Source organism: Pseudomonas sp. Pseusp11 (assembly GCF_047304405.1).
Lineage (GTDB): Bacteria > Pseudomonadota > Gammaproteobacteria > Pseudomonadales > Pseudomonadaceae > Aquipseudomonas.
The window spans coordinates 1-12,469 of the sequence record NZ_JBGLZF010000034.1 but is presented as its reverse complement, the minus strand read 5'-3'; the positions used below and the strand labels follow the sequence as shown (position 1 = coordinate 12,469).

The 12,469-nt window shown below is 61.0% G+C and carries 12 protein-coding genes; 7 read left to right on the top strand and 5 right to left on the bottom strand.

From position 1 onward, the window contains the following. The first annotated feature begins 369 nt into the window (after positions 1 to 369). Positions 370 to 1,263: a PA4780 family RIO1-like protein kinase gene (locus ACCC96_RS23060; protein WP_019651901.1), complete on the top strand. Its 894-nt coding sequence runs from the start codon at positions 370 to 372 to the stop codon at positions 1,261 to 1,263. Between the two features lie 97 nt (positions 1,264 to 1,360). Beyond that, complete coding sequence (locus tag ACCC96_RS23055; RefSeq protein WP_413696991.1) at positions 1,361 to 2,584, top strand: MFS transporter; 1,224 nt, start codon at positions 1,361 to 1,363, stop codon at positions 2,582 to 2,584. Here ACCC96_RS23055 and cueR read toward each other — a convergent pair. The 3 genes from cueR to ACCC96_RS23040 all read right to left on the bottom strand — a co-directional run bounded on the left by cueR (position 2,538) and on the right by ACCC96_RS23040 (position 5,819). Then, positions 2,538 to 2,951, bottom strand: coding sequence for a Cu(I)-responsive transcriptional regulator (cueR, locus tag ACCC96_RS23050; RefSeq protein WP_007940146.1), 414 nt, complete (start codon positions 2,949 to 2,951; stop codon positions 2,538 to 2,540). The two genes, ACCC96_RS23055 and cueR, sit on opposite strands and share 47 nt — an antisense overlap. Next, a complete protein-coding gene (locus ACCC96_RS23045) occupies positions 2,948 to 5,341 on the bottom strand; it encodes a heavy metal translocating P-type ATPase (RefSeq protein WP_413696990.1) in 2,394 nt (797 codons plus the stop codon). The genes cueR and ACCC96_RS23045 overlap by 4 nt, the downstream gene beginning before the upstream one ends. Positions 5,342 to 5,435: 94 nt before the next feature. After that, positions 5,436 to 5,819 carry a hypothetical protein gene (locus ACCC96_RS23040; protein WP_018928385.1) on the bottom strand — a complete coding sequence of 128 codons (384 nt, stop codon included), beginning with the start codon at positions 5,817 to 5,819 and terminating at the stop codon, positions 5,436 to 5,438. Between the two features lie 161 nt (positions 5,820 to 5,980). Between ACCC96_RS23040 and ACCC96_RS23035 the strand changes: the two genes are divergently transcribed. After that, on the top strand, positions 5,981 to 6,178 hold the full coding sequence (locus ACCC96_RS23035) for a heavy-metal-associated domain-containing protein (protein ID WP_096481214.1): 198 nt from the start codon (positions 5,981 to 5,983) through the stop codon (positions 6,176 to 6,178). A gap of 124 nt (positions 6,179 to 6,302) precedes the next feature. Continuing rightward, positions 6,303 to 7,499: a multidrug effflux MFS transporter gene (locus tag ACCC96_RS23030; protein WP_413696989.1), complete on the top strand. Its 1,197-nt coding sequence runs from the start codon at positions 6,303 to 6,305 to the stop codon at positions 7,497 to 7,499. An 8-nt stretch (positions 7,500 to 7,507) separates the two neighbouring features. Here the strand turns inward: ACCC96_RS23030 and ACCC96_RS23025 are convergent, their stop codons facing one another. Together ACCC96_RS23025 and ACCC96_RS23020 are read right to left on the bottom strand one after the other, a co-directional pair. Further along, on the bottom strand, positions 7,508 to 7,678 hold the full coding sequence (locus ACCC96_RS23025; RefSeq protein ID WP_018928382.1) for a hypothetical protein: 171 nt from the start codon (positions 7,676 to 7,678) through the stop codon (positions 7,508 to 7,510). A gap of 264 nt (positions 7,679 to 7,942) precedes the next feature. Next, the gene (locus tag ACCC96_RS23020; protein ID WP_413696988.1) at positions 7,943 to 8,956 is read right to left on the bottom strand and encodes a zinc-binding alcohol dehydrogenase family protein; all 1,014 of its coding nucleotides are present in this window, start codon (positions 8,954 to 8,956) and stop codon (positions 7,943 to 7,945) included. A gap of 119 nt (positions 8,957 to 9,075) precedes the next feature. Between ACCC96_RS23020 and ACCC96_RS23015 the strand changes: the two genes are divergently transcribed. The 3 genes from ACCC96_RS23015 to ACCC96_RS23005 all read left to right on the top strand — a co-directional run. Continuing rightward, positions 9,076 to 10,005, top strand: a complete 930-nt coding sequence (locus tag ACCC96_RS23015) for a LysR family transcriptional regulator (RefSeq protein ID WP_019582304.1) — start codon at positions 9,076 to 9,078, stop codon at positions 10,003 to 10,005. Positions 10,006 to 10,321: 316 nt separating this feature from the next. Next, positions 10,322 to 11,056, top strand: a complete 735-nt coding sequence (locus ACCC96_RS23010; RefSeq protein ID WP_258672288.1) for an ArsR/SmtB family transcription factor — start codon at positions 10,322 to 10,324, stop codon at positions 11,054 to 11,056. Positions 11,057 to 11,192: 136 nt separating this feature from the next. Then, on the top strand, positions 11,193 to 12,469 hold a 1,277-nt coding region (locus ACCC96_RS23005; RefSeq protein ID WP_413696987.1), incomplete at its 3' end, for an MFS transporter.

Sequence of the window (12,469 nt, the reverse complement as noted above, 5' to 3'; positions counted from 1 at the left end):
ATGCCCCGATCCTTGAGCGCGCCTTCTTGATTGTTGTTGAGGCGATTGTCAGACAATTCCTTTTCTCTCTAATGACTTCGGCTGAAGCGCGGGGAAATTGAGGTCTTTTGAGAAAAATCCTGCGAACGCCAGCGATCGAGGTTAGATTCTGTCGCAAATACCTTGGCACTCCGTCGTCAACAAGTGGTTCTCGCTCAGCTATGATCCGGGGTAGTCGATGAGTTTTGCCCGATTAATCCGGCACATTGTGTGCATCTTGATGTTCATGGGAACGTTCATAGGTCGGCAACCCCTCCCCCGAATGAGAGGATTGCCGTATAACGAATGACTTTCGCGTGTTTGGTAATAAAGGACCCACAATAAAAGCTGATGAAGACTCCAAAACGCATTGAACCCCTGATCGAGGACGGTCTGGTCGACGAGGTGCTGCGCCCACTCATGAGTGGTAAAGAAGCAGCTGTTTATGTGGTGCGCTGCGGCAACGAGCTGCGTTGTGCCAAGGTCTACAAGGAGGCGAACAAACGCAGTTTTCGTCAGGCGGCCGAGTATCAGGAAGGCCGCAAGGTGCGCAACAGCCGGCAGGCTCGCGCAATGGCCAAGGGCTCCAAGTTTGGCCGCAAGGAAACCGAAGACGCCTGGCAGAACGCCGAAGTGGCGGCGCTGTTCCGCCTGGCCAGTGCCGGGGTGCGGGTGCCCAAGCCGTATGACTTCCTCGAAGGCGTGCTGCTGATGGAGCTGGTGGCCGATGAGTACGGCGATGCCGCGCCGCGTCTGAACGATGTGGTGCTGGAGCCGGATCAGGCACGCGAATATCACGCTTACCTGATATCGCAGATCGTGCTGATGCTGTGTACCGGTCTGGTGCACGGTGACCTGTCCGAGTTCAACGTGCTGCTGACGCCGACCGGCCCGGTCATCATCGACCTGCCGCAAGCAGTGGATGCGGCGGGCAACAACCACGCGTTCAGCATGCTGGAGCGGGACGTGGGCAACATGGCGTCGTACTTCGGTCGTTTTGCACCGGAGTTGAAACGCACCAAGTACGCCAAGGAAATGTGGGCATTGTACGAAGCCGGCACCTTGCACCCGGCCAGCGTGTTGACCGGCGAGTTCGACGAGCCGGAAGAGCTGGCGGACGTCGGCGGGATCATGCGCGAGATCGAGGCGGCCCGTCTCGATGAAGAGCGTCGCCAAGCGGTTCGGGCGGCGGACGATGCGCCACCGAGCAAAACCGAAGAGCCGCCTCCGCCGTGGATGCAGTGATCGGTTGACCCAAAACCCGGCTTTGGCCGGGTTTTTTGTGATCCCCCTGATCCCCTTGTAGGGGGCTAGGAACACTTCGCACATTCAAGGATTGATTGTGAACACCCCATCCACCCGCAATGCCCAACTGATCGTCGCCGCCCGGCTGATTTCGGACTTCGGCGCTTTCCTCAACATGGTCGCCCTGGCTACCTACGTCTACCTGCTCAGCAATAGCGCCATGAGCGTCGGCATCTTCCTCGCCAGCCGTGTCGCCGGGGGGATCCTGGCCAGCCTGATCGGTACCCGGTTCTATCGCCGCTGGGCCGGGCGGCTGCCGCTGATTGCCTTCGATCTGCTGCGTGCCGGTTTGCTGGGTCTGCTGTTGGTGCTGCCGGTCAGCCAACAAGCGTTGCTATTACCGCTGATCGCGTTTGGCCTGGGGTTTGGTAATTCGATGTTCGCCATCGGCCTCAACAGCCAATTGCCGCACCTGATCGAAGAAGCGCAATTACTCAAGACCAACGCCTGGATAACCTCAGCGTCGTCTGCGGCGATGGTCAGCGGGAGTCTGGTGGCTGGGTTGTTGGTGGCGGGTTTTGGCTTTGAAACAGTATTTGCGCTGAACGTGGTCACGTACCTGCTGGCGGCGCTGCTGATTGTGCCACTGCGGTTTTGCGGACCGGCTCCCAGCTGTGATGAACCTCTTCACAAACAGGGCGAATGGCAGGCCTTGCGCCAGGGTTTGCGCACGGCGCCGGTACTGGCGGCGATGTTGGTCGTCGCCATGGCCGACACCTTGGGCAGCGCCGCGCATAACGTCGGTCTTCCCATTATTTCAAAACTGCTCACACCCGAGTCGGCCAGCACCACCCTGGGCCTGATGCTGGCGGTATGGGCCTGCGGCAAGTTCATCGGTGCGCGAATCGCCAGTCGCCTGAAAGGCACGGACAACGCGCACCTTGAGCGGCGATTTTTCTTTGGCGTGTTGCTGATGTCCTGCGGCTTCATCCTGACGTTTCAGCAGCAGACCCTGTACGGTTTGCTGCTGTTTTCGTTGCCCGCCGGGATAGGCGACGGGTTCTCGGAGGTTGGCCTGATGTCGCGCCTGCAACGTGAACCGGACAGCCTGCGCCTGCCGATTTTCAGTTTTCTGACGCTGCTGCAAATGACCGGGTTCGGCGTCGGCATGTTGATCGCCGCGCCGTTCTATTCCTGGTGGACACCCGGCGCGGTGGTGCTGTTGTTCCACGGCATTCCCCTCACCCTGTTGCTGGTGGTGAAGGGGTTGGCGCTCAAGAATGAGCGGGTTCGACGCAGCAACCCGAGGCCAGCTCCTTGAGAATCGGGCAGTCCGGGCGGTGGTCGCCGTGGCAGTGTTCTACGAGGTCTTGCAGGGTGTCGCGCAACTGACCAAGTTCGCGGATCTTCTGGTTCAGCTCGTCGATGTGCTGACGGGCCAAGGCCTTTACATCGGCACTGGCGCGTTGGCGATCCTGCCAGAGGGTCAGCAGTTTGCCGACCTCTTCCAGTGAAAAACCCAAGTCCCGAGAGCGCTTGATGAACGCCAGGGTGTGCAGGTCGTCGTCGCCATAGACCCGGTAGCCACTGTCGGTGCGATGGGCCGCCTTGAGCAGGCCGATGGATTCGTAATAACGGATCATCTTCGCGCTCAGACCGCTCTGGCGGGCCGCTTGGCCAATGTTCATCGATCGTCCTCCGGGTCTTTGGGTTTCCAGGTTTTCAACAGTAACGCATTGCTGACCACGCTGACGCTCGACAGCGCCATGGCCGCGCCGGCCAGCACCGGGTTGAGGAAGCCGAATGCCGCCAGTGGCAGGCCGATCAGGTTATAGACGAAGGCCCAGAACAGGTTCTGGCGAATTTTCGCGTAGGTCTTGCGGCTGATCTCCAGCGCCGCCGGAACCAGCCGTGGGTCACCGCGCATCAGGGTGATCCCGGCAGCGTGCATGGCGACATCCGTGCCGCCGCCCATGGCGATGCCGATGTCAGCAGCAGCCAGGGCCGGGGCGTCGTTGATGCCGTCGCCGACCATCGCCACCACGCCGGTTTTTTTCAGCGCGGCGACGGTGGCGGCTTTGTCCGCTGGCAGTACTTCGGCGTGAACATCCTTGATGCCCAGCGCTTGGGCGACGACTTTGGCACTGCCGCGGTTATCGCCGGTCAGCAGGTGGCTGCTGATATTGCGGGCGCTTAGGCGTTGCACCGCTTGCAGGGCGCCGGGCTTGAGCGTGTCACCGAAGGCGAACAGGCCCAGCACCCGAGGTTCGGGGCTTTGCTCGATCAACCAGGACAGGGTCCGGCCTTCGGTTTCCCAGGCGCTTGCGGAGTCGGTCAATGGCCCGGCATTCAAGCCACTTTCTTCCAGCAAACGCCGATTGCCCAGGGCCAATCGCCGACCATCGAGGCTGCCGGCAATGCCGCGCCCGGTCAGCGATTGACTGTCGCTGACATCGGCCACGGTCAAGCCGCGCTCGGCGCAGGCATCCAGCACCGCCTTGGCCAGCGGGTGCTCACTGCCGCGTTGCAGCGCACCGGCCATTTGCAGCAAGGCCGCTTCGTCACCCTCGATGGCACTCAAATGCGCGATGCGCGGAGTGCCCGAGGTCAGTGTGCCGGTCTTGTCGAACACCACGGCGCTGACTTCGTGGGCGCGCTCCAGGGCTTCGGCATCCTTGATCAGAATCCCATGGTGCGCCGCCACGCCGGTGCCTGCCATGATTGCTGTCGGTGTGGCCAACCCGAGCGCACAGGGACAGGCGATTACCAACACCGCGACGGCGTTGATCAATGCGGTTTCCAGCGGCGCACCGTACAGCCACCAACCAACCAGGGTTGCCAGCGCAATCAGCAGCACCACGGGCACGAACACCTGGCTGACTTTATCCACCAGTTTCTGGATCGGCGCTTTCGCCGCCTGCGCGTCTTCGACCAGGCGGATGATCCGCGCCAGCACGGTTTCTGCGCCGAGCGCCAAAGTCCGCACCAGCAACCGACCTTCGCCATTGATCGCACCGCCGGTGACCTTGTCGCCCGGTTGTTTAGGCACCGGCAGGCTTTCGCCGCTGATCAACGCTTCATCGGCGTGGCTCTGGCCTTCCACCACTTCGCCATCCACCGGGAAGCGCTCGCCGGGTTTGACCATGACCAGATCGTTGAGGCGCAAGGCACTGATCGCAACCTCCTGCTCGCGGCCGTCGATCACTTGAATGGCTCGCTCCGGACGCAAGGCTTCGAGGGCGCGGATGGCGCTGGCGGTCTGGCGCTTGGCGCGGCTTTCCAGGTATTTGCCCAGCAACACCAAGGCAATCACCACCGCCGAGGCTTCGAAATACAGGTGCGGCATGCGACCGGCAGCGGTGGCCCACTCGTAAACGCTCAAGCCGTAGCCGGCGCTGGTGCCCAGAGCCACCAGCAAATCCATGTTGCCGGCACCGGCGCGCACGGCTTTCCACGCAGCGACATAGAAGCGGGCGCCGAAGACGAATTGCACCGGCGTTGCCAGCGCGAACTGCACCCACGCCGGGAGCATCCAGTGCACACCGAAAGGTTGCAGCAGCATCGGCAGCACCAGCGGCAAGGCGAGGGCGATGGCCGCCAGCAAGGCCCAGCGTTCACGGTTCAGGCGTTGTTGCTGATTGTCGGTTTGCGGGTGTTCGACTTCCCAGACGCGGGCGGAATAACCGGCCCTGGTCACGGCGCCGATCAAGGTTTGCGGATCGACCTGGCCCAGCAGTTCGAGGTGCGCCCGTTCGTTGGCCAGGTTGACGCTGACACTTTTCACCCCCGGCACCTTGGTCAGTGCCCGTTCGACGCGGCCCACGCAAGACGCACAGGTCATGCCGTCGATGCTCAATTCGAGGGTCTGCTGCGGCACGCTGTAACCAGCCCGCTGCACGGCGTCCATCAAGGCCGGCAGGCTGTCACTGGGCGCTTGCACCCGAGCCTGTTCGGTGGCCAGGTTGACGCTGACGGCCGTGGCGCCGATGACTTTGCTCAAGGCACGCTCGACACGCCCGGCGCAACTGGCGCAGGTCATGCCGGCAATCGGCAGATCGAAAGTGGTGGATTCGGACATCGGTCACGCTCCCTGTAGAAATTACCTACAGGATCAACCTTGCCATGCTGGCAAGGTCAAGTGCCATGTCTCAGATCAAAAGATCGCAGCCGACTCAGTATTCCAAAGCCGCAGGCTTGAGGTACATCCCTTCCTGCGTCATCGCAATCCGGAACTTCAACACATCCCCAGCCTTGAGTTTGATGTCCTGCGAGCCCGGTGCGAGCATGCCCGGGTTGCAGCCCGGCGCCTGGCCCGGCAGCAGTTTGAGGCGCAGGGACACATTGCCCGGCGGCAGGTTGAACGAGGTGCTCTGTTCCTGGAACAGCCGCCCGGCCAACTGATCCTGGATGTACACGCCGATCTCGCAGGAAGTCGATACTTCCAGGCGCTCGCGGGAAATGATCAGCACGCCGTAGTCCTCCCCGGCGGCTTGAACCGAAGGTGTCGCGGCAAAGAGGCTGAGGAAGCCAAACAGGCTGAGAGCTGACCAGCGCATGGCTGAATCTCCTGATGTCGAGTCATTGATGGGCGCAGCTTGGCCGAGCGCGACGCCGATTGCCAGCCCGGCAGCTTGTTTCAGAACTTGACCTTGCCATGGTGGCAAGCTCGAGACTGCGCGCAACCCTCATATAAGGGCTTCATTAAAGGAGATGTCCCATGCAAGTGTTCAACGTTGAAGGTATGTCCTGCGGTCACTGCGTCAAGGCCATTACTGAGGCGCTGCAAGCCAAGGATCCGGCAGCCAGCGTGCGTATCGATCTGGCGGCAAAAGAAGTCGGCGTAGAAAGTGCTCTGACAGCCGATCAGGTGATCGCCGCCATCACTGAAGAGGGTTACGGGGTAAAACTGGTCTGAGCTATTTTTAATAAAGCTATTTTTAATAGTTAGCGACCTAACGGAATGTTCAAGGCGTCCACGTCCGGCTAGACTGTCAGCCTGCCGATCCATGGCTAACCTGTCTGCCCAACCTGGACGCCTGATGAACCTGCGCACAATTCTGATTCTCGGCGCCTTGAGCGCTTTCGGTCCGCTGGCGATCGATTTCTACCTGCCGGCCTTCCCGGCCATGGCGCTCGCTTTCGGCACCGACGAAAAACACGTGCAACTGACCCTGGCGGCCTATTTCCTCGGGCTTTCCATTGGCCAACTGGCGTACGGCCCGGTGGCGGATCGCTTTGGGCGACGCATTCCCCTACTGACCGGCGTAGGCCTGTTCACCTTGGCCTCATTGGCCTGTGCCTATGCACCGAGTCTGGAGTGGCTGATCGGTGCACGCTTCGTCCAGGCGCTGGGCGGTTGCGCGGGCATGGTGATCGCCCGGGCTGTTGTCAGCGATAAATGCGATGCGGTGGGTTCGGCGAAGGTCTTTTCGCAGTTGATGCTGGTGATGGGCCTGGCGCCGATTCTTGCGCCGATGCTGGGTGGGTTGTTGGTCAATACGTCGGGTTGGCAGTCGATCTTTCTCGTGCTGACCGGTTTCAGTGCATTGGCCGGGTTGGCCGTGGCCCTCGGGCTGCCGGAAAGTCTGCCGGCCCATGTGCCGCGCCAACCGTTGTCAGGCGCGCTGCGCCAGTACGGTCGGTTGCTGGCGGACCCGATATTCCTCGGTCATGCCCTGACCGGTGGTGTCGCCATTGCCGGGATGTTTGCCTACATCGCGGGCTCGCCGTTCGTCTTCATCAAACTCTATGGCGTGCCGGCCGAGCATTTCGGCTGGCTGTTCGGGATTAACGCGGCGGGGTTCATTCTGGTAGCCCAGGTCAATGCCCGGTTGCTGGCAAAGCGCGGTCCGGCCTTTTTGCTGGCGCGTACCGTTTGGCTCTACCTGGCGGGCGGTCTGGCCCTGCTGGCCGTCAGCGCGTTGCACACTGCGGACTTATGGCCGTTGTTGATTCCGCTTTTTGTCTGCATCGCCAGCCTGGGTTGTATTGTGCCCAACGCCTCGGCCTGCGCGATGAACGGGCAGGGCGCGCGGGCGGGCAGTGCCTCGGCGATGCTCGGTTGCCTGCAATTCAGCGTCGCCGCCGGGGCCGCGGCGCTGGTGGGTGTTTTGCACGATGGCAGTGCCATGCCGATGGCCATGGTCATCAGCCTGTGCGCAATAGTGGTGGTGAGCGTGGCGATGCTCACCCGGCGTTTGCAGAATGCCCGGGCGTTGGAACAAGCCCAGGCCTGAGGACGGACTCAGCCAGCAGTGCGCTGCTGACGGCCGGGAATTTGATGGGGCGCGAGCAAGCGCGCTTCAAGCGTTTTAGTGAAGGCCAGGGCTTCGGCTTCACTGCGGAACGTCACAGCGTGTTGATCCAGGCGAACCTGCCAGCGGGATGTTGCCAATTCTTTTATCAGGATCTTCATTGCTGAGTTCCTCTTGTGAAAGACGTCTCGCAAAAGACATCACGTAAAAGATTGTTCGCAGAGTTTTCGATTGTAGACCTGAATACGATCGCAATTGTGACAACGATCAACTCTCTGACTGACGGCAAAAGATCGCAGCGCCCACAGGCACGTACATCCCGGCTTTCGGTCGCACCCTGTAGGAGCTGGCGCAGCCTGCGATCTTTTGATTTTGCTTTTTAAACACAAGATCAAAAGATCGCAGCCTTCGGCAGCTCCTACGGGTCAGAACCCTTCAAGCACAATCTTGCCCTTGGACTTGCCGCTTTCCAGCAGTTCATGGGCGCGACGCAGGTTGGCGGCGTTGATGGTTCCGAAGTGCTCGCCGACCGTGGTTTTCAGTGTGCCGGCATCGATCAGCCCGGCGACGCGGTTGAGCAGTTTGTGCTGCTCGATCATGTCGGCGGTCTCGAACAGCGAGCGGGTGTACATGAACTCCCAGTGCAGTGACAGGCTCTTGCGTTTGAGCTTGGTCACGTCCAGCGCCTTCGGATCATCGATCAGCGCCAGTTTGCCTTGCGGCGCCAATGCCTCCACCAATTGATCCAGGTGTTGGTCAGTCTGGGTCAGGCTGGCAACGTGGGTCACATGCTCGAACCCGGCACGTTTGAGTGCTTCACTCAGCGGCTGAGTGTGATCGATCACCTGATCGGCACCCAGGTCACGTACCCAACTCTGGGTTTGGGCACGGGACGCGGTGCCGATGACTTTCAACCCGGTGAGCTGGCTGGCCAATTGCGTGAGGATTGAACCAACGCCCCCGGCGGCACCGACGATCAGCAGGCTCTGACCCTCATCGGTTTTGCCTTCGCGTATTTGCAGGCGTTCGAACAACAGTTCCCACGCGGTGATGGCAGTCAGCGGCAGGGCGGCGGCTTCGGCGAAACCAAGGGTCTTCGGCATATGGCCGACGATGCGCTCATCCACCACATGAAGCTCGCTGTTGCCGCCGGCACGGACGATGGAGCCGGCGTAGAACACCTTGTCGCCGGCCTTGAACAAGGTCACTTCGCTGCCAACAGCCTTGACCACACCCGCCACGTCCCAGCCCAGCACTTTGGCCGCGCCACCTTCAGGCTGTACGTTCTGGCGAATCTTGGTGTCCACCGGGTTGACCGAAATGGCTTTGACCTCCACCAACAGGTCGCGCGGGCCGGCGACCGGTTCTGGCAGTTCGATATCTTGCAGGGATTTTTCGTCGCTGATCGGCAGGGAGGCGTAGTAGGCAATGGCTTTCATAGTGGGGTCCTGGGAGAGAGATGATTTCGATGGCACAGATGATTGGTTATTTCTCTGCAAGATAAAACCCGCTAAAAGAGCAGTCTCTTTCAACATTTTTTTGATAATCGGGGCTGAAGATGTTGCGTTTCGATGACTTGCAGTTGTTCGTTCGGGCGGCGGACCTGGGCAGTCTGTCGGCGGCGGCACGGGTGATGGATATGTCGGCGGCGGTGGCCAGCGCGGCGTTGAAGCGCATCGAACAACAACTTGGCGCACGCTTGCTCACCCGTTCTACCCGTAGCCTGCGCCTGACGGCCGAAGGCGAGGGCTTTCTGGAGTACGCCCGGGCTGCCTTGAGCAATCTCGATGAGGGCCGCCGTTTGCTGGCCAGTGGGCAGGATCAGGTCAGTGGGATTTTGCAGCTGTCGGCGCCTTCGGATTTCGGGCGCAACCTGCTGTTGCCATGGCTCGACGAGTTTCAGCGCGAGCATCCGAAACTCACCGTGCGGTTGCTGCTGGGCGACCGCATCGCCGACCTGTTCCGCCAACCGGTGGACATCGCCCTGCGTTACGGCGAGCCGGAGGACTCGAGCTTGGTGGCGTTGCCCATCGCGCCGCAGAACCGCCGCGTGCTGTGTGCTGCGCCGAGTTATCTGGCCCGACATGGCGAACCACGGCAGCTGGAGCAACTGGCTCAGCACAATTGCCTGCTGTTTATGCTCGGTAGCCGGGTCCACGATCACTGGAGTTTTCACGATGGCAAACGCGAGGTGAGCCTGACCGTCAGCGGCGATCGCTTCAGTGACGATGCCGATGTGGTGCGGCTGTGGGCCGTGGCGGGAGCGGGGATTGCGTATAAGTCCTGGCTCGATGTCGCCACCGATGTGCTCGCCGGCCGCTTGAAAGTGCTGATGCCTGAGTTGCTCTGTGAGCGCGCACCGCTGAATTTACTGTGCGCCCATCGCGCACAATTGAGTAAGCCGGTGAACCTTTTGCGGGAAATGCTTGCCAGCCGATGCGCTCGGATAAGCAGTCAATTTCCGACGATATCGGGTGTCGATCATTAGTCGCAGGCAAATAGCGAAATTTCTGTCAGGAACTATCACCACCAATGGATTCCCGAGGGCAGGAACCGGCGGTTAACCCGCTTATACTAGCGCCCGCCTCATGTACGCGCCGTCGATCTCGCAATGGCGAGTCCACGTTCGAGTCGGTCAGACCCTACGGTCATCACCGGACCTTCGCTGCACCCGCGAAGCAATGGCCTGGGTGAGTGGGTGGCTTTGCCCGGCTTATGGCGGTTTACGCGTCTTGGCCGAAGACACATTACTGGTCATGATGACTCTGAGCAGTAGACGAAACGATTCAACAGGGAGTGAATACATGGAACTTGCACCTTGCATCAGCCAGATTGCCACGTTGCTGGCTGACCCAAAGCGCAGCGCAATGATGTGGGCCTTGATGGACGGCACGGCACGGCACACTGAGGAGCTGGCGTTGCTGGCGGGCCTGTCGCCGTCTTCGGCCAGTGCGCATCTGGGGCGCTTGTCCACCGGCGGTCTGTTGAAAGTCGAAACCCGTGGGCGCAAACGGTTTTTCCGGCTTGCCGCGCCCGAAGTCGGCGCCGCGATAGAAGCCTTGGCCAGCGCTACCCTGGCCAGCGCGCCTCGGGATATTCCAGAGGTGTTCAAGCGCACGAGCCCTATCGCCAAACCTCAGTCGGCGCCTTCGTCACTGCTACGGGCCAGGCTTTGTGACGACCATCTGGGCGGTACCCTGGCCGCCGATCTTTACCAGCGTCTGCTGGATGCCGGCTGGATCGAGCAGCTCGATCAGCGTGTCATGATCACTCACAAGGGTTCCACGCAATTGGCAGCACGCGGTGTGTTCATCCAGGCGCTGGCCCATCGCAACGGCAGAGTCGCCTGCGCGTGCCCGGACTGGAGCGAAAGACGCCCGCACATGGGGGGTTCCTTGGGAGCGGCCTTGTTGCAACTGTTCATGCAGTCCGGCTGGTTGAGCCTGCCCAGCGATTCGCGAGCCTTGCAGATCACGGCCACGGGGCAACGTGAAATCCATCGTTTCGCCAAGGAAACCGAGCTGGAAATGGCGCTTTAGAGCCATTGGGGGGCGATGTCCGGGATTCTGGGCTTCAGGCGTCGTTCAGAGCTGTGGGCAGGTCGTATCCAGCAATAACCCCCAGTCACTATCGCGCACACTCGATCCGGGGACTTTCGGATTGGGGGAATGTGGCATGGAAACACGAAGCTTCAGCGCGGCGGAACGACTGGAACGGCTGCCCATCAGTGGTTATCACCGCATCATTTTCATCATCATTGCCTTGGCGTTTTTCTTCGACTCCATGGACCTGGCGATGATGACCTTCCTGCTCGGCTCGATCAAAACCGAGTTCGGCCTGAGCACGGCGCAGGCCGGGTTGCTGGCCAGTTCGAGTTTCTTCGGCATGGTGGTGGGTGCCTCGCTGTCCGGCATGCTGGCCGACCGCTTCGGGCGCAAACCGGTGTTCCAGTGGAGCATTGTGTTGTGGGGCATCGCCAGCTATCTGTGTTCCACGGCGCAGAATGTCGAAATGCTGACGCTGTTCCGAATCCTCTTGGGAATCGGCATGGGCATGGAGTTTCCAATTGCGCAGTCGATGCTGTCGGAGCTGATTCCGGCCAAGCGTCGTGGGCGTTACATCGCATTGATGGACGGTTTTTGGCCGCTAGGTTTCGTCGCGGCCGGGGTGCTGTCGTACTTCCTGTTGCCGGTGATTGGCTGGCGCGACATCTTTCTGGTGTTGGCGGTGCCGGCGGTGTTCGTCCTGGCAATCCGTTTTTTCATTCCCGAGTCGCCGCGCTGGTTGGAACAGGCCGGGCATCATGATGTGGCGGACACGGTTTTGCGCCGCATCGAAGAACGGGTTCGGGCTTCATTGGGCCGTTCGGATCTGCCTGAGCCGATTCGCCTGCCACGGGTGGCGAGTCAACCGGGCAATTTCTTCTCCGCGCTGCGGGAAATCTGGTCGGCACAGTATCGCCAGCGCACGATGATGATCTGGAGCGTGTGGTTCTTCGCCTTGCTGGGTTTCTATGGCCTGACATCCTGGCTCAGTGCGCTGTTGCAACAGTCGGGTTTCGCCGTAACCCAGTCGGTGTATTACACGGTGCTGATTTCCCTCGGCGGGATTCCCGGTTTCCTCATGGCCGCCTGGCTGGTGGAGCGTTGGGGGCGTAAGCCGGTGTGCGTCGTGACCATGCTCGGCGGCGGGGTGATGGCGTTTCTTTATGGCCAGAGCGCGGTGTTCGGCGGCAACGTCAGCCTGTTGATCACATCGGGGCTGCTGATGCAGTTCTTCCTGTTCGGCATGTGGGCAGTGCTCTACACCTACACCCCGGAGTTGTACCCGACATCGGCACGGGCCACGGGCTCGGGGTTCGCTTCGGCCATCGGCCGCGTGGGTTCGCTGCTCGGGCCATTGGTGACCGGGCTGGTGTTCCCGATGACGGGGCAGGGCGGGGTGTTTGCGCT